At 72.2% G+C, this 17,365-nt stretch carries 13 protein-coding genes; 11 read left to right on the top strand and 2 right to left on the bottom strand.

Annotated elements, in window-relative coordinates; translation table 11 throughout:
• Window positions 1-19 precede the first annotated feature (19 nt).
• The 8 genes from ACFXMG_RS24810 to ACFXMG_RS24775 all read left to right on the top strand — a co-directional run bounded on the left by ACFXMG_RS24810 (window position 20) and on the right by ACFXMG_RS24775 (window position 9,730).
• Window positions 20-1,534 carry a gamma-aminobutyraldehyde dehydrogenase gene (locus ACFXMG_RS24810; protein ID WP_383827653.1) on the top strand — a complete coding sequence of 505 codons (1,515 nt, stop codon included), beginning with the start codon at window positions 20-22 and terminating at the stop codon, window positions 1,532-1,534.
• 49 nt (window positions 1,535-1,583) lie between these two features.
• Entirely contained in the window at window positions 1,584-2,831 is a 1,248-nt protein-coding gene (locus ACFXMG_RS24805; protein ID WP_383827655.1) for a PotD/PotF family extracellular solute-binding protein, read from the top strand.
• A 40-nt stretch (window positions 2,832-2,871) separates the two neighbouring features.
• Window positions 2,872-4,020, top strand: coding sequence for an ABC transporter ATP-binding protein (locus tag ACFXMG_RS24800; RefSeq protein WP_383827657.1), 1,149 nt, complete (start codon window positions 2,872-2,874; stop codon window positions 4,018-4,020).
• On the top strand, window positions 4,017-4,946 hold the full coding sequence (locus ACFXMG_RS24795) for an ABC transporter permease (RefSeq protein WP_383827659.1): 930 nt from the start codon (window positions 4,017-4,019) through the stop codon (window positions 4,944-4,946). The genes ACFXMG_RS24800 and ACFXMG_RS24795 overlap by 4 nt, the downstream gene beginning before the upstream one ends.
• Window positions 4,946-5,740 (top strand): ABC transporter permease, encoded by a 795-nt coding sequence (locus ACFXMG_RS24790; protein ID WP_383827661.1) that lies wholly within the window; start codon window positions 4,946-4,948, stop codon window positions 5,738-5,740. Before ACFXMG_RS24795 ends, ACFXMG_RS24790 begins: the two co-directional genes overlap by 1 nt.
• A gap of 38 nt (window positions 5,741-5,778) precedes the next feature.
• Window positions 5,779-7,197: an NAD(P)/FAD-dependent oxidoreductase gene (locus ACFXMG_RS24785; protein WP_383827663.1), complete on the top strand. Its 1,419-nt coding sequence runs from the start codon at window positions 5,779-5,781 to the stop codon at window positions 7,195-7,197.
• A 130-nt stretch (window positions 7,198-7,327) separates the two neighbouring features.
• The gene (locus ACFXMG_RS24780) at window positions 7,328-7,810 is read left to right on the top strand and encodes a hypothetical protein (RefSeq protein ID WP_383827665.1); all 483 of its coding nucleotides are present in this window, start codon (window positions 7,328-7,330) and stop codon (window positions 7,808-7,810) included.
• A gap of 168 nt (window positions 7,811-7,978) precedes the next feature.
• Window positions 7,979-9,730 (top strand): chitinase, encoded by a 1,752-nt coding sequence (locus ACFXMG_RS24775; protein ID WP_383827697.1) that lies wholly within the window; start codon window positions 7,979-7,981, stop codon window positions 9,728-9,730.
• On the opposite strand, the gene ACFXMG_RS24770 is transcribed toward ACFXMG_RS24775, so the two are convergent.
• Both ACFXMG_RS24770 and gabT read right to left on the bottom strand, forming a co-directional pair.
• A complete protein-coding gene (locus tag ACFXMG_RS24770) occupies window positions 9,696-10,430 on the bottom strand; it encodes a phosphatase PAP2 family protein (protein ID WP_383827667.1) in 735 nt (244 codons plus the stop codon). The two genes, ACFXMG_RS24775 and ACFXMG_RS24770, sit on opposite strands and share 35 nt — an antisense overlap.
• 112 nt (window positions 10,431-10,542) lie before the next feature.
• On the bottom strand, window positions 10,543-11,877 hold the full coding sequence (gabT, locus tag ACFXMG_RS24765; protein WP_383827669.1) for a 4-aminobutyrate--2-oxoglutarate transaminase: 1,335 nt from the start codon (window positions 11,875-11,877) through the stop codon (window positions 10,543-10,545).
• A 246-nt stretch (window positions 11,878-12,123) separates the two neighbouring features.
• Here gabT and ACFXMG_RS24760 point away from each other — a divergent pair, with 246 nt between their 5' ends.
• The 3 genes from ACFXMG_RS24760 to ACFXMG_RS24750 all read left to right on the top strand — a co-directional run bounded on the left by ACFXMG_RS24760 (window position 12,124) and on the right by ACFXMG_RS24750 (window position 17,315).
• Window positions 12,124-14,508: an ATP/GTP-binding protein gene (locus ACFXMG_RS24760; protein ID WP_383827671.1), complete on the top strand. Its 2,385-nt coding sequence runs from the start codon at window positions 12,124-12,126 to the stop codon at window positions 14,506-14,508.
• A 119-nt stretch (window positions 14,509-14,627) separates the two neighbouring features.
• Entirely contained in the window at window positions 14,628-16,217 is a 1,590-nt protein-coding gene (locus ACFXMG_RS24755; protein WP_383827673.1) for a PucR family transcriptional regulator, read from the top strand.
• Window positions 16,218-16,325: 108 nt separating this feature from the next.
• Window positions 16,326-17,315: an EamA family transporter gene (locus ACFXMG_RS24750; RefSeq protein ID WP_383827675.1), complete on the top strand. Its 990-nt coding sequence runs from the start codon at window positions 16,326-16,328 to the stop codon at window positions 17,313-17,315.
• The last annotated feature ends 50 nt before the right edge of the window (window positions 17,316-17,365 follow it).

Raw genomic sequence — 17,365 nt, 5'->3', positions numbered from 1 at the left:
TGGGACAACGGAGAGCGTCATGGGCAACCGCTTCCAGGTGACGGACCGCTTCGCGGACGGCGCGCAGTACATCGGCGGACGGCTCCGCCCCGGAACCTCGGGACAGACGCACAGCGTCGTCGACCCCGCCACCGGCGAGAGCGTGTACACCTACGCGCTCGCCTCCACCGCGGACGTCGACGCGGCCGTGGCCGCCGCCAAGGCGGCCTTCCCCGGATGGGCCGGCGCCACCCCCGGTGAGCGCTCCGACGCCCTCCACCGCTTCGCCGCGGTCCTCGCCGAGTGGGCGGAGGACTTCGCGCGGGTCGAGTCCCTCCAGTGCGGCAAGCCGATCCGGCTCACCACCGAGTTCGACGTGCCGGGCACGATCGACAACACCGCCTTCTTCGCCGGCGCGGCCCGCCACCTCCAGGGCCAGTCCGCCGCCGAGTACTCCGGCGACCACACCTCGTACATCCGGCGCGAGCCGCTCGGCGTGGTCGGCTCGATCGCGCCCTGGAACTACCCGCTCCAGATGGCCGCCTGGAAGATCCTCCCGGCGATCGCCGCGGGCAACACGATCGTCCTGAAGCCGGCCGAGCTGACCCCGCTCACCTCCCTGATGTTCGCGCAGGCGGCGAAGGAGGCGGGCATCCCCGACGGCGTGATCAACGTGGTCACCGGCTCCGGCCGGGTGGCGGGCGAGCACCTGGTCGGCCACCCCGACGTCGTCATGACGTCCTTCACCGGCTCCACCCCGGTCGGCAAGCGGGTCGCCGAGGTCGCCACCGCCACCGTCAAGCGGCTCCACCTGGAGCTGGGCGGCAAGGCCCCCTTCGTCGTCTTCGACGACGCCGACCTGGAGGCGGCGGCCCACGGCGCCGTGGCCGCCTCCCTCATCAACAGCGGCCAGGACTGCACCGCCGCCACCCGCGCCTACGTCCAGCGCCCGCTCTTCGACGCCTTCGTCGCCCGGGTCGCGGAGCTGATGGAGACCGTCCGGCTCGGCGACCCCTTCGACCCGTCCACCGACCTCGGCCCGCTGGTCTCGTACGTCCACCGCGACCGGGTCGCCGGCTTCGTCGAGCGCGCCCGCGGCTACGCGACCGTCGTCACCGGAGGCGAAGCCCCTGGTGGAGAGCTCAAGAACGGCGCATACTACCGTCCCACCCTGATCACCGGCGCGGCGCAGGACAGCGAGGTCGTGCAGTCGGAGATCTTCGGCCCGGTCCTGGTGGCCCTGCCCTTCGACACCGACGACGAGGGCATCCGGCTCGCCAACGACACCCCGTACGGCCTCGCCGCCTCCGCCTGGAGCCGCGACGTCTACCGGGCGAACCGGGCCACCCGGGAGATCCAGGCCGGCTGCGTCTGGGTCAACGACCACATCCCGATCATCAGCGAGATGCCGCACGGCGGGTCCAAGGCGTCCGGCTACGGAAAGGACATGTCCGCCTACTCCTTCGAGGAGTACACGCAGGTCAAGCACGTGATGTTCGACAACACCGCGGTGGCGGCCAAGGACTGGCACCGCACGATCTTCGGGGACCGATAGTCGTCAGCCGCCCGACCAGCGGCGCAACCATCCCGAAAGGGCACAGCGCATGGAGCAGTACGAGCCCGACCGCCTGTCCGCCGCGCAGCTCGCGGCGATCCGGCGGAGCATGACGAGCGGCCGTGGTGCCCTCGGCCGCCGTTCGCTGCTGCGGGCCGGCGGCGTGGGCGCGCTGGCGGTCGGCGGCCTGGCCGGCCTGACCGCCTGCGGCATCCCGCCGGCCAAGCGGGAGGGCCAGGGCCCCGCGTCCACCGACGTGTCGGCCAAGGAGAAGACGCTCAACTTCTCCAACTGGACCGAGTACATGGACGTCAGCGAGGACGAGAAGTCCCGCCCGACCCTGGCGGAGTTCACCAGGCGCACCGGGATCAAGGTCAAGTACACCGAGGACATCAACGACAACGTCGAGTTCTTCGGCAAGATCAAGCCGCAGCTCGCGGCCGGCCAGGACACCGGCCGCGACCTGATCTGCGTCACCGACTGGCTCGCCGCCCGCATCATCCGGCTCGGCTGGGCGCAGAAGCTCGACCCCGCGAACCTGCCCAACGCCTACGCGAACCTCTCCGCGCAGTTCCGCCGCCCCGACTGGGACCCGGGCCGCTCCTACTCGTACCCCTGGACCGGCATCTCCACCGTCATCGCCTACAACACCAAGGCGACCGGCGGGAAGAAGGTCGACTCGGTCAGCCAGCTCCTCGACGACCCCGCCCTCAAGGGCCGGGTCGGCTTCCTCACCGAGATGCGCGACACCGTCGGCATGACCCTGCTCGACCTGGGCAAGGACCCGGGGAAGTTCACCGACGCCGACTACGACGCGGCGATCGGACGCCTCCAGAAGGCCGTCGACAAGAAGCAGATCCGCCGCTTCACCGGCAACGACTACACCTCCGACCTGGACAAGGGCGACCTCGCCGCCTGTCTCGCCTGGGCCGGCGACGTCATCCAGCTCCAGGCGGACAACCCGGACATCCAGTACGCCATCCCGAACGCCGGGTACATCACCTCCACGGACAACCTGCTCGTCCCGGCGCAGGCCGGTCACAAGACCAACGCCGAGAAGCTCATCGACTACTACTACGAGCTTCCCGTGGCCGCCCAGCTCGCCGCGTACATCAACTACGTCTGCCCCGTCGACGGGGTCAAGGACGAGCTGGCCAAGATCGATCCCGAGCTGGCCGCCAACACGCTGATCCTCCCGGACAAGGCCATGGCCAGGAAGTCCCGCGCCTTCCGCTCGCTGACCAGCGAGGAAGAGACGGCGTACGAGGAGAAGTTCGCGAAGCTCATCGGCGCCTGAGCCGTCGTCCATCCAACACGTAGATCCGGGACCGCAACCCATGACTGACAAGACCACCGGCGGCGACGTCCGACTCACCGGGATCAGCAAGACCTACGGCTCCTTCACCGCCGTCCACCCGCTCGACCTCACCGTCCCGCAGGGCTCCTTCTTCGCCCTGCTCGGCGCCTCGGGCTGCGGCAAGACCACCACCCTGCGCATGATCGCCGGCCTGGAGGACCCCTCCACCGGCACGATCTTCCTCGGCGACCGGGACGTCACCGACCTCCCGCCCTACAAGCGGCCGGTCAACACCGTCTTCCAGTCCTACGCGCTCTTCCCGCACATGGACATCTCCGAGAACATCGCCTTCGGCCTGCGCCGCCGCGGCATCAAGTCGGTGAAGAAGCAGGTCGACGACATGCTGGAGCTCGTCCAGCTCGGCGACAAGGCCCGGCACAAGCCGCACCAGCTCTCCGGCGGCCAGCAGCAGCGCGTCGCCGTCGCCCGCGCGCTCATCAACCACCCGCAGGTGCTCCTCCTCGACGAGCCGCTCGGCGCCCTCGACCTCAAGCTGCGCCGCCAGATGCAGCTGGAGCTCAAGCGGATCCAGACCGAGGTCGGCATCACCTTCGTGCACGTCACCCACGACCAGGAGGAGGCCATGACCATGGCCGACCAGGTCGCGGTCATGAACGGCGGCCGGGTCGAGCAGCTCGGTGCCCCCGGCGACCTGTACGAGAACCCGCGCACCACCTTCGTCGCCAACTTCCTCGGCACCTCCAACCTCATCGAGGCGGAGGTCGTCGAGACCGGTTCGGACGTGGTCGTCACCGCGGGCGGCGGCAAGCTCAAGGTGCCCGGCGACCGCTGTACCGACGCCGTCCGCCAGGGCGGCAAGCTCCTGGTCGGCGTCCGCCCCGAGAAGATCTCGCTCACGCACGCCGACGACGCCGGCTCGATCGCGGACGGGCGCAACCAGGTCACCGGCCGGATCGTGGACTCCTCCTTCATCGGCGTCTCCACCCAGTACGTGGTGAACTCGCCGGCCGGCGCGGAGCTCCAGGTCTACGAGCAGAACATCGAGCGCGACGCGCGGCTCCGCCCCGGCGCCGAGGTGATCCTGCACTGGAACCCGGCCCACACGTTCGGGCTGGATGCCGCCCAGGACATCGACGCGGGCGTGGAGACGGTGGAGGACGCCTCGTGAGCACCACCCTGACCAAGGAGGCCCCCGGACCGGTCGACGAACCGGTGCTGCGCAAGCCTCCCACCCGCAAGCGGCTCGTCCCCTACTGGCTGCTGCTGCCCGGCATCCTCTGGCTGATCGTCTTCTTCGCCCTGCCGCTCGTCTACCAGGCGTCGACCTCGGTGCAGACGGGCTCCCTCGAAGAGGGCTTCCAGGTCACCTGGCACTTCCGGACGTACGTCGACGCCTTCACCGAGTACTGGCCGCAGCTGCTGCGCTCCCTGGCGTACGCGGGCACCGCGACGCTGCTCTGCCTGCTGCTCGGCTACCCGCTCGCGTACCTCATCGCCTTCAAGGCGGGCCGCTGGCGCAACCTGCTCCTCGTCCTCGTGATCGCGCCCTTCTTCACCAGCTTCCTCATCCGGACGCTGGCGTGGAAGACGATCCTGGCCGACGACAGCCTCGTGGTCGACGTGCTCAACGCGCTGCACGTCCTCGACGTGACCAGCTGGCTCGGCTGGACCGAGGGCGAGCGGGTGCTGGCCACGCCGATGGCGGTCGTCTGCGGCCTCACGTACAACTTCCTGCCGTTCATGATCCTGCCGCTCTACACCTCGCTGGAGCGGATCGACGGCCGGCTGCACGAGGCGGCGAAGGACCTCTACGCCTCCCCGGCGACCACCTTCCGCAAGGTGACCTTCCCGCTGTCGATGCCCGGCGTCGTCTCCGGCACCCTGCTCACCTTCATCCCGGCGAGCGGCGACTACGTCAACGCCGAACTGCTCGGCTCCACCGACACCAAGATGATCGGCAACGTCATCCAGTCGCAGTTCCTCCGCGTCCTGGACTACCCGACGGCCGCCGCCCTGTCCTTCATCCTCATGGCGATCGTGCTCCTCATGGTCACCGTCTACATCCGCAAGGCGGGAACGGAGGACCTCGTCTGATGACCTGGCTGCGCAAGAACGTCGTCGTCATCGCGGGCCTGCTGACGCTCGCGTACATGATCCTGCCGAACGTCGTGGTCATGGTGTTCTCGTTCAACAAGCCGAACGGGCGCTTCAACTACTCGTGGCAGCAGTTCTCCCTCGACGCCTGGAAGGACCCCTGCGGCGTCGCCGACATGTGCGAGTCGCTCACGCTCTCGCTCCAGCTCGCCGCCTGGGCCACGGTCGGCGCCGTCGTCCTCGGCACGATGATCGCCTTCGCCCTGGTCCGCTACCGCTTCCGGGCGCGCGGCGCGATCAACTCGCTGATCTTCCTGCCGATGGCGATGCCCGAGGTCGTGATGGCCGCCTCGTTGCTCACCCTCTTCCTCAACATGGGGATCGAGCTGGGCTTCTGGACGGTCCTCATCGCCCACATCATGTTCTGCCTGTCGTTCGTCGTGACGGCGGTCAAGGCCCGGGTCATGTCCATGGACCCGCGCCTGGAGGAGGCGGCGCGCGACCTCTACGCGGGGCCCGCGCAGACCTTCCTGCGGGTCACGCTGCCGATCGCCGCGCCCGGCATCGCGGCCGGCGCCCTGCTCGCCTTCGCACTCTCGTTCGACGACTTCATCATCACCAACTTCAACGCGGGCTCCACCGTGACCTTCCCCATGTTCGTCTGGGGCTCGGCACAGCGCGGTACCCCCGTTCAGATCAACGTGATCGGCTCCGCGATGTTCGTCCTCGCGGTACTGATCGTCGTAGCCGGGCAAATCATTACGAACCGGCGCAAGAAAACAGCAACAGCCTGAGCGTAGGAAGCTCTCAGGCACCGAAGGAGTTGGAAACCATGGCCCCAGTCGCCATGCGTCTCGCTGCACAATCTCTCTCCGACGCCCAGCCCGTCCCCTTCTGGCTGGAAGACCCCGGCAAGCCCGGCGCCCTGCCCGCCCTCACCGGCACCGAGAAGTGCGACCTCCTCGTCGTCGGCGGCGGCTACAGCGGACTGTGGACCGCGCTCCTCGCCAAGGAGCGCGACCCCTCCCAGGACGTCGTGCTGATCGAAGGCCACGAGGTGGGCTGGGCCGCCTCGGGCCGCAACGGCGGCTTCTGCGCCGCCTCCCTCACCCACGGCTTCGGCAACGGCCTCTCCCGCTGGCCGGGCGAGCTGCCGCAGCTCGAACGGCTCGGCGCGGCCAACCTCGACTCCATCGAGGAGGCCGTCACCCGCTACGCGCTGGACTGCGAGTTCGAGCGCACCGGCGAGATCGACGTGGCCACCGAGGCGTACCAGGTCGACGAGCTCCACGAGTGGTACGAGGAGGCCGACCGGCTCGGCCTCGCCGACGGCCTCACCCTCCTCGACCAGGACGCCGTCCGGGCCGAGGTGAACTCGCCGACCTTCCGCGGCGGCCTGTGGGACCGCGACGGCGTCGCCATGCTCCACCCGGCGAAGCTCGCCTGGGGCCTCAAGCGCGCCTGCCTCGACCTCGGCGTGCGGATCTTCGAGAACACCCCGGGCCTCGACTTGGTGTCGGCCGGCGCGGGCATGGCCGTCCGCACCCCGTACGGCCGGGTCGCCGCCCGCCGGGTCGCCCTCGGCACCAACGTCTTCCCGTCGCTGGTCAAGCGGCTGCGCCCGTACACCGTCCCGGTCTACGACTACGCGCTGGTCACCGAGCCGCTCACCGACGAGCAGCTCGCCTCCATCGGCTGGAAGAACCGGCAGGGTCTCGGCGACTCCGCCAACCAGTTCCACTACTTCCGCATCACCGCCGACCACCGCATCCTCTGGGGCGGCTACGACGCCATCTACCGCTTCGGCGGCAAGGTGCAGGCGGAGATGGACCACCGCCCGGAGACGTACCTCAAGCTGGCCGAGCACTTCTTCACCTGCTTCCCGCAGCTGGAGGGGCTCCGTTTCAGCCACGCCTGGGGCGGCGCGATCGACACCTGCTCGCGCTTCTCGGCCTTCTTCGGCACCGCCCACCAGGGCAAGGTGGCGTACGCGGCGGGCTACACCGGCCTCGGCGTCGGCGCCACCCGCTTCGGCGCCGACGTGATGCTCGACCTGCTCGCGGGGGAGCGCACCGAGCGCACGGAGCTGTCCATGGTCCGCTCCAAGCCGCTGCCCTTCCCGCCGGAGCCGATCGCCTGGGCCGGCATCGGGATCACCAAGTGGTCGCTGGCCCGCGCGGACGCCAACGGCGGCCGGCGGAACCTGTGGCTGAAGACGATGGACAAGCTGGGCCTCGGCTTCGACAGCTGAGGCCGCCTCCCGAGGTGTGATTCAGATCACAACCGATGGGTAGGGAAACCCGCGTAACAGCGGGGAACCATCGCGCTCTCTCCGTGTGGACGCGCACCTCCGCGCGTCCTCACGGAGAGGAGTTCGCACGATGACATCTACGGGGGCCCCGGGCGTCAAGGCCGCGGTGGAATGGCTGGCCGCGGTCGCGCCGGATCCCGACGCCTGCCGCTGGGAGTGGGAGCGCAACCCGCACGGGGTCGCCCTGCTGCCCGCCGGCCGGCGCTGGGACGTGCTGATCCTGCCGGGCGGGCTCGGCCACCCCACCCTCGACGTCCTGACCCGCCTGGTCGACCGGCCAGGACCCGTCCTCGCCGACTTCGGCGACGCCCGCGTCGGCTTCTTCGTCCCGCCCGGCACCGCCGCCCGCTGGCTCGGCACCGGAGTGCGCGGCGCCGGCCCCGGCACCTGGATCGTCGTCCCGTATCCGGGCCGGTCGACCGGGGGAGTGCGCTGGCTCGTCGTCCCCGACGGGCGGGGCACGCTCACCGACGCCTCGCTGCTCGAACTGGCCATGCACGAGGCCGCGGGCGGACTCGCCCGCGAGGAGCCACGAGGGGGGAGCGCCTCCTGAAACCGCCCCCCGCGCGTCCCCCCTCCCAAGTCCCGCCCCGTACAGAGGTCTTGACCACTCGATTGGTCTGGACCATGCTGTGGCGCGCTCCACTCCGATCCCCCACCCCCGGAGGCAGTCGTGGACCGCACCAGACCTCTCACCCTGCTCCTGGCGGGCGCCCTCGCCATGGGCGGGCTCGCCGCACTCTCACCGGCCGCCCAGGCCGCCGACTCCGAACTCGCGCGCAACGGCGGCTTCGAGGCCGGCCTGGACGGCTGGAACTGCACGGCGGGCAGCGGCGCCGTCGTCGCCTCGCCCGTGCACGGCGGCACCCAGGCGCTCCAGGCCACCCCGGCCGGCAGCGACAACGCCAAGTGCTCCCAGACCATCACCGTGAAGCCCAACTCCGCGTACACGCTCAGCGGCTGGGTCCGCGGCAGCTACGTCTACCTGGGCGTCACCGGCACCGGCACCACCGACGGCTACGGCTGGACCCAGTCGGCCCCGGACTGGCAGAAACTCAGCAAGTCCTTCACCACCGGCGCGAACACCACCTCGGTCACCGTCTACACCCACGGCTGGTACGGCACCCCCGCCTACCAGGCCGACGACCTCTCGCTCTACGGCCCCGGCGGCGACCCCGTCCAGATCCCCGCCACCCCCACGGGCCTGGCCGCCGGCAGCCCGACCTCCACCTCGGTGCCGCTCACCTGGCCCGCGGTCGCGGGAGCCACCTCGTACAAGGTCTACCGCGGCACGAGCCTCGTCGCGACGGTCACCGGCACCTCGTACACCGCCACCGGCCTCACCCCGAACACCCCGTACTCCTTCCAGGTCTCCGCCGCCAACAGCGCGGGCGAGTCCGCGAAGTCCACGGCCGTCACCGCCACCACGACCTCCGGCGGCGGCGGAGGCACCGAACTGCCCGCCCGCGCCCTCGTCGGCTACCTCCACGCCAGCTTCGCCAACGGCTCCGGCTACACCCGCATGGCCGACGTGCCGGACTCCTGGGACGTCATCAACCTCGCCTTCGGCGAGCCGACCTCGGTGACCTCCGGCGACATCCGCTTCAAGCTCTGCCCGGTCGCCGAGTGCCCGACCGTCGAGTCGGAGGCGGACTTCAAGGCCGCCATCAAGGCCAAGCAGGCCGCCGGCAAGAAGGTCCTCATCTCCATCGGCGGCCAGAACGGGCAGGTCCAGCTCGGCACCACCGCCGCCCGCGACGCCTTCGTCTCGTCCGTCTCGAAGATCATCGACGAGTACGGCCTCGACGGCCTCGACATCGACTTCGAGGGCCACTCGCTCTCGCTCCAGACCGGCGACACCGACTTCCGGAACCCGACCAGCCCGGTCATCGTCAACCTCATCCAGGCGATCAAGACCCTCAAGGCCAAGTACGGCGCGAAGTTCGTCCTGACGATGGCCCCCGAGACCTTCTTCGTCCAGCTCGGCTACCAGTTCTACGGCTCCGGCCCCTGGGGCGGCCAGGACCCGCGCGCCGGCGCCTACCTGCCGGTCATCCACGCCCTGCGCGACGACCTCACCCTGCTGCACGTCCAGGACTACAACTCCGGCCCCATCATGGGCCTGGACAACCAGTACCACTCCATGGGCGGCGCCGACTTCCACATCGCCATGACCGACATGCTGCTCACCGGCTTCCCGGTCGCCGGCAACACCGAGCGCGTCTTCCCGGGCCTGCGCCCCGACCAGGTCGCCATCGGCCTCCCCGCCTCCACCCAGGCGGGCAACGGCCACACCAGCCCGGCCGAGGTCGACAAGGCCCTGGACTGCCTCACCAAGAAGACCAACTGCGGCACCTACCAGACCCACGGCACCTGGTCGTCCCTGCGCGGCCTGATGACCTGGTCGATCAACTGGGACCGCTTCAACCAGTGGGAGTTCAGCCGGAACTTCGACGCCTATAACTGGAGCTGACCCCCAGGATCAGGAAGCCCAGGCAGAGACTGGCCAGCACATCCAGCGGCCAGTGGTAGCCCCGCAGGACCAGACCCGTCCCCGTCACCGCCGTCAGCACGGCGGCGACGGGGACGAGTCGCCTCGACACCAGGTACGCGGCACCGAAATAGGCCACCATCGCCGTGGCCGTATGACCGGACGGGTAGTAGCCCTGGGCCCAGGGTTCGAGCGGACCGGGGCGGGCCGTCCACTCCTTCAGGGGGACGACGAGCAGCGGTACGGCGGCCATGGCGAGGCCCGCGAAGAGGGCGTCGCGGCGCCGGCCGCGCCACACCGCGTACGCCATCGCGGCGGCGAGCACGGGAAGGGCCACGGTCAGATTGCCGAGGTCGGAGGCGAGTTCGCTCAGCCGCCGGGGGACGGTGTCCACCAGAGAGCGGGACACCCGCTCGTCGAGCCTGGCCAAGGGGCCGTGGACGAGCACCTGCCAGGTCACGACGGCGAGGGCGACGAGCGCCGAGAAGAGAGCCGGCCGCCCTGGAACAGGGGGGGTGGTTCCGGGGCGGCCGAGGGGATCGGGCTGCCGCGCGCCCCGGGGGGTGTGGGGCGGGCGGCCATCCGATCGGTGAGGAGTCCCGGAGCACGAGGCTCCGGCGGTGTGCGCGTCGGCACGGTGCGGGCGGGGCTGGGGAGGCTCCGCCCTGGGTGTTTCTCTCATCTGGGGACGACCGTACGGCACGAAGCGGGGGACCGACAGCGGGAAACGCGTCCCGCCATCGGCCCCCCACAGAGTCTTCACTCTTTGCGCCGAAGCGACCGGCGGCGGCTCGTCAGAGCGCGGCCAGCGCCGACTCGATGACGTCCAGACCCTCGTTGAGCAGGTCCTCGCCGATGACCAGCGGCGGGAGGAAGCGCAGCACGTTGCCGTAGGTGCCGCAGGTGAGGACGAGGACGCCCTCGTTGTGGCAGTACTTGGCGAGCGCGGCGGCGGCCTCGGCGGCCGGCTCCTTCGTCACCGGGTCCTTCACGAGCTCGATGGCGATCATGGCGCCGCGGCCGCGGATGTCGCCGATGAGCGGGAACTTCTCCTGCATCGCGGTGAGGCGGCCCTTCATGACCTCCTCGATGCGCTTGGCCTTCCCGTTGAGGTCCAGCTCCTTCATCGTCTCGATGGCGCCGAGCGCACCGGCGCAGGCCACCGGGTTGCCGCCGTAGGTGCCGCCCAGACCGCCGCCGTGGACGGAGTCCATGATCTCGGCGCGGCCGGTGACGGCGGCGAGCGGCAGACCGCCCGCGATGCCCTTGGCGGTGGTGATGAGGTCCGGGACGATGCCCTCGTCCTCACAGGCGAACCACTGGCCGGTGCGGCAGAAGCCGGCCTGGATCTCGTCCGCGACGAAGACGATGCCGTTGTCGTTGGCGAACTTCACGATCGCCGGGAGGAAGCCCTTGGCCGGCTCGATGAAGCCGCCCTCGCCGAGGACCGGCTCGATGACGATCGCGGCGACGTTGTCGGCGCCGATCTGCTTGACGATGTTGTCGATCGCCTGGGCGGCGGCCTCCGGGCCGGCGTTCTCGGCGCCGGTGGGCCAGCGGTAGCCGTAGGCGACCGGCACGCGGTAGACCTCGGGGGCGAACGGGCCGAAGCCCTGCTTGTACGGCATGTTCTTCGCCGTCATGCCCATGGTGAGGTTCGTCCGGCCGTGGTAGCCGTGGTCGAAGACGACGACGGCCTGGCGCTTGGTGTACGAACGCGCGATCTTGACGGCGTTCTCGACGGCCTCGGCGCCGGAGTTGAAGAGCGCGGACTTCTTGGCGTGGTCGCCCGGGGTCAGCTCGGCCAGCGCCTCGCAGACCTCCACGTAGCCCTCGTACGGGGTCACCATGAAACAGGTGTGGGTGAAGTCCTGGAGCTGCGCGGCGGCGCGGCGCACGACGGCCTCGGCGGAGGCGCCCACGGACGTCACGGCGATGCCGGAGCCGAAGTCGATCAGGCGGTTGCCGTCGACGTCCTCGATGATCCCGCCGCCCGCGCGCTTCGTGAACACGGGCAGCGTGGAGCCCACGCCCCCGGCGACCGTCTCCAGCCGGCGAGCCTGAAGCTCCTGCGACTTCGGACCGGGAATGGCGGTGACGACGCGCCGCTCCTGCGGGACAGCGTTCATGCGGGGCTCCTGGGGTGTTCTGGACGCTCTTGCGGGTTTCCTCCGCAGGCTAGGCGGGGCCGCGTGCCCGGCGCATGCTACGGATGGGAGTGATCCCGGTGTGTCCTTGTCCGGATCGGCCATACGCGCCGTTGTCCGGGACGACTCCGTGCCATCGCCCTGATCCGGGGCATGATCCGTGACCGAGGCTCTAGATTGGGCCCCGACGACAGCGCCGCGGAGTCGAAGGGCCAGGGGGCAGGGGACATGGAGTTCGAGGGCACACACGGCTCGCGGAGCACGCACGACGGGCGTCCGCACGCCGGGATCCCCCGCCCGGCCGGAGCGCCCGCCGGAGTCCCGCCGATGCCCGGAACCAGGCCGCCCTCCGCACCCCCGAAGCCGGCCTCCGCACCCGCCGCAGGGCGGGGAGGCGGCACGCTCGCCGACTGGCTGCGCGCGCCCCGCCCCGAGGCCGCCCCCGGCGTCTGGCGGTACGGACACGTGCCCCGCCCCGACCGCGAGCCGGACGAGACCCCCCTGCGGACCGTGCTCGCCGGCGCGACGATCTCCCTCCTCGTCGCCGTCCTGCTCTGGTCGCTGCTCCGCAACGGCTACATCCCCTACTGGAGCGTGCCGATCCGGCTCTTCACCCCCGGCGACTGGTGGCGCCCGCTCGGCGGAGCGCCCGCCCCCGGCACCGGAGGCCCCATCGCCCTGGCCGTCTACCGCTTCGTCCTCTTCGCCGCCATCTTCGGCGGGATCGGCCGCTTCGGCCGCTGGCCGTACGCCTGGAACCGGCTCGTCCGGGAGCGCGGCCGCCCGGCCCAGCTCCTCCTCGCCGCCCTCGCGGGCCTCCTCACCGTCGCCCTCGTCCGCGGCGACTGGCTGCCGCTGCGCCCCCTCGTCCTCTCGATGCTGCCGTACGACCTGACGGGGCCCGACGCGGTCTTCGCCAACCTGGAGATGGAGGACACGGCCACGCTGCTCCTCACGCTCGCCACCGCCCTCCCCTTCGTCTGGCTCGGCCTGCGCCGCCCGACCCCGCCGGCGGGAGCCGCCGCGGCCCCCGGGCCCCCCACCCCCGGCACCGCCGACCTGGCCGACTGGCCCGGGCTGAGGGCCGCGGGGCTCACCGAGGCGGCCGACCGGCTCGCCGCCGAGGCCGCCTCCGGCGCCATGAACGACGTCGACCACGCCCGGATCAGCACCGCCTGGGAATCGGCCGGCCACACCCCCGACCGGCAGGCGGCCTTCGTCGGCGAGGTCCACGCGCGAGGCGCCGCCGCCTTCCTGCACCCCTCCGGCGCCCGCGCCCTGGCCGGCCGGACGGGCACGCACGACCTCGCCCTCCGGCAGGTACGCCTCGGCACCGTCACGGACACCTCCCGCAACCCGTACGCGCGCCGCACCACCGGCCTCGCCCTCGACCCCGAGGTGCTCGGCACCGGCATGCTCGTCGTCGGCCCCTCGGGCAGCGGCAAGACGACCCGGGTCGTCCGTCCCCTCGTCGAGTCCCTGTGCCTCCAGGCGCTCGCCGGACAGGCCGCCGTCGTCGTGGTCGGCTCCGACTCCGCGCCCCTCGGCCCGGACGAGGCGTTCGACGTCGTCATCCGGGTCGGCGACCCCGCGTCACCGCACGACCTCGACCTCTACGGCGGCACCTCCGACCCGGACAGGGCGGCCGCGCTGCTCGCCGACGTCCTGGCGGCCGAGACCACCGACACCCGCCGGGCCACCACCACGCTCGCCCAGCTCCTCGGCCCCTTCCACGCCGTCCACCACCGCTTCCCCTCGGTCCCCGAGCTCCGCGAACTCCTCGACGGCGACGCCACGCGCCTCCAGGCCCTGCGCGCCTCGCTCGAACGGACCGGCCACGCCTCCCTCGTCCGCGAACTCGACGCCCGCGCACGCCAGCAGGGCGCCGACGGGGACCCGGCCACCCGCCTCGCCGACCGGGTCGCCCTCCTCGACCGACCCGCCTTCGCCCACTTCTTCGACACCTCCGGGGCGAGCACGCCGTTCACCATGCGCGCCCTGGAGCACCCCGTGCGCGTCCGGATCGACCTGCCGGAGGCCGGCCACGCCGAAGCCTCCAGGCTCCTCACCCGGCTCGTGCTCGCCCAGTTCCTCGGCCGGGCCGTCGGCCGGACCGACCGCTCCCGCTTCGCCTGCCTCGTGCTCGACGACGCCGCGCACACCCTGACCGCCGAGACCGTGCGGGGCCTCCAGCGGCTGCGCTCCGCCCACGCCGGGGTCGTCCTCGGGCTCCGTACCGTCGAGGACGTCCCCGAGCACCTGCGCACCCCGTTGTTCGGGGCGGTCGGCTGCCGGTTCGCCCTCGCCGGGGTCACCACCTGGGACGGCAAGCGGTTCGCGGAGACCTGGGGCACCGAATGGGTCGAGACCCGGGACGTCACCAGCCGGACCGTCCGCTCCGACGAACCCCTCACCCGGGTGGCGCACGCCGTGCGCAAACTCGTCACCGGCAGGGCCGTCACCAGCGACGCCGTGACCGTCCGCGAGGTCGAGCGGGAGCGCTGGTCCGCCTCCGACCTGGCGCACGGCGTGCCGCCCGGCCACGCGGTCCTCTCCCTCACCCACGTGCGGGGTGAACACACGCCGCCGCTCCTGGTCGACCTGCGCAGCTGAGAGCGACCCTCCGGCCGCCCTGGCACAATCGGGTGGGCCGCCCTCCCCAGCGGCGTTCTTCCGTTGCCGGGCGCGGGTGTCGCGTGTTCGGCCCCCGCTCAAAGGTCCGCCGGTTTCCGATGCCGCCCACCCTCGCCTCGCTCGTCCAGCACTCCTCCCTCCGGCTCGTGGTCCGGGCCGGGGAGGACCGTCTCGACACGCCCGTCCGGTGGGCGCACGTCAGTGAGCTGGCCGATCCCGTGCCGTACATGGAGGGCGGGGAGCTGCTGCTGACCACCGCCCTGACCCTCGACGCCGAGGACGCCGAGGCGATGCGCCGGTACGTGCGGCGGCTGCTCGGGGCGGGGGTCGTCGGGCTCGGGTTCGCCGTCGGGGTGAACTACGACGAGATCCCCGGCGCCCTCCTCGAAGCCGCCCGGGCCGAGCACCTGCCGCTGCTCGAAGTGCCGCGCCGCACCCCCTTCCTCGCCATCAGCAAGGCCGTCTCCGCCGCCATCGCCGCCGACCAGTACCGCGCCGTCACCGCCGGTTTCGAGGCCCAGCGCGAGCTCACCCGGGCCGCCCTCGCCGAGGGGCCCGACGCGGTCGTCGCCCGGCTCGCCGCCCACGTCGACGGCTGGGCCGCGCTCTACGACGCCTCCGGCTCCGTCGTCGCCGTCTCGCCGGAGTGGGCGGCCCGCCGCGCCGCCCGGCTCACCCCCGACGTCGAGCGGCTCCGCGAGCGGCCCGCCCCCGCCAGCGCGGTCGTCGGCGGCACCGACGACCGGGTCGAGCTCCAGTCGCTCGGGACCGGACGCCGGGTCCGCGGCGCCCTCGCCGTCGGCACCGCCGCGCCCCTCGGCACCGCCGAGCGGTACGCCGTCCACTCCGCGATCGCCCTCCTCACCCTCACCACCGAACGCTCCCGCTCCCTCCAGGCCGCCGAACACCGGCTCGGCGCCGCCGTCCTGCGCATGATGCTCGCCGGTCAGCCGGAGCACGCCCGCGCCGTCGCCGGGGACGTGTACGGCGGTCTGCTCGACGCGCCCTTCCGGCTGCTGGTCGCCGAGCCCGCCGGAGCCGGGGCAACGCCTGGGGCCGGGGGCCGTGAGACCGCTGCCGCTTCCGCCGAGCTTCCGCTGCCCGTCCTCGCCGAGGCCCTGGAGGCCGCCGCCGCCCGCGCCGGTGAGGCCGTGCTCACCGTCCCCGAGGGCGACGACCGGCTCATCGTCCTCGCCGGCGACGGCGGCGCGGTCGTCTCCGCCTGCGCCGGGTACGCCGAGCGCGAGGCCGACGACGCCGGCGTGGTCGTCGGGCTCTCCGCGGCCGCCGGGCCGGTCACCGCGGCAGCCGCGTACAAGCAGGCCGAGCAGGCCCTCTCGGTGGCCCGCCGCCGGGGCCGCGCCCTCGTCGAGCACGAGGACCTGGCGGCCGGTTCCGTCCTGCCGCTCCTCGCCGACGAGGCCGTACGGGCCTTCGCCGACGGCATGCTCCGGGCGCTGCGCGACCACGACGCCACCGGGCGCGGCGACCTCGTCGCCAGCCTGCGCGCCTGGCTCTCCCGGCACGGGCAGTGGGACGCCGCCGCGGCCGACCTCGGGGTCCACCGGCACACCCTGCGCTACCGGATGCGGCGCGTCGAGGAGATCCTCGGGCGCTCGCTCGACGACCCGGACGTCCGCATGGAGCTGTGGCTGGCCCTCAAGACCACGGGCGAGGGCGAGAAGTAGCTCCGGCGGCGCCGATCCTGCCCGTCTCCGGGCAGGATCGGCGTCTCCCTGCCCGGAGACGGGCAGAATTCCTGGTCGGATGCGTACGGAATCCCTAATCTCCTGCTCATGACAAGCCCCGCCGCCGAGCCGAAGAGCACCCCCGTCGAGCCGAAGCGGCTCCAGATACCCACCCCCGCGCCCACCCTCACTCCCGCCGCCCCGGCCGCCCGCCGCATCACCGGTGCCGTCTGGGCCGCCCTCGGCATCGTCTACGTCGTCTGGGGCTCCACCTACCTCGGCATCCGGATCGTCGTCGAGACCGTCCCGCCCTTCCTCGCCTCCGGCGCCCGCTTCATCGTCGCCGGACTGCTCCTCGCCGCGCTCGTGGCCTGGCGCCACGGCCCCGCCGCCCTCAAGGTCGACCGGCGTCGGCTCGGCTCCGCCGCCCTCGTCGGCCTCCTCCTCATCCTCGGCGGCAACGGCCTCGTCAACCTCGCCGAGACCACCATCCCCTCCGGCCTCGCCGCCCTCCTCGTCGCCGCCGTCCCCGTCTGGGTCGTCGTGCTGCGCACCGCCGCCGGCGAGCGCCCCGGGCTCGGCGCGTACGGCGGCGTGCTGATCGGCCTCGCCGGTCTCGCCGTCCTCACCCTCCCCGGGCTCAGCGGCGACGTCGGCATCGGCGGCGTGCTGCTCGTCCTGCTCGCCGCCCTGCTCTGGTCGCTCGGCACCGTCTCCTCCGCCCGCCTCCCGCTGCCCGCCAACCCGTTCACCGCGAGCGTGTACGAGATGCTGGCCGGCGGTCTCGGCGGCATCGCCGTCGGCCTCCTCCGCGGCGAGCACCACGGCTTCGACCCCGCCGCGGTCTCCACCGGCTCCTGGGTGGCCCTCGGCTACCTGGTCGTCTTCGGCTCGCTGATCGCCTTCACCGCGTACGCCTGGCTGCTCCAGTCCGCCCCGGTCTCGCTCGCCGCCACCTACGCGTACGTCAACCCGGTCGTCGCCGTCCTGCTCGGCGCGCTCATCCTCGGCGAGGCCCTGACCTGGCCGATCCTCCTCGGCGGCGCGATCGTCGTGGCGGCCGTCTGCCTGATCGTCACCACCGAGCGCAGGGGCTGACGGCGAAGATCGTCCCGGGCGCGATACGGGCCCACTCCGGGGCCCTACGC

Origin of the sequence: Streptomyces sp. NPDC059201, from assembly GCF_042754585.1 — a bacterium.
GTDB lineage: Bacteria > Actinomycetota > Actinomycetes > Streptomycetales > Streptomycetaceae > Streptomyces.
The sequence above is the reverse complement of the archived record's forward strand: the minus strand, read 5'-3'. Positions and strand labels throughout refer to the sequence as shown.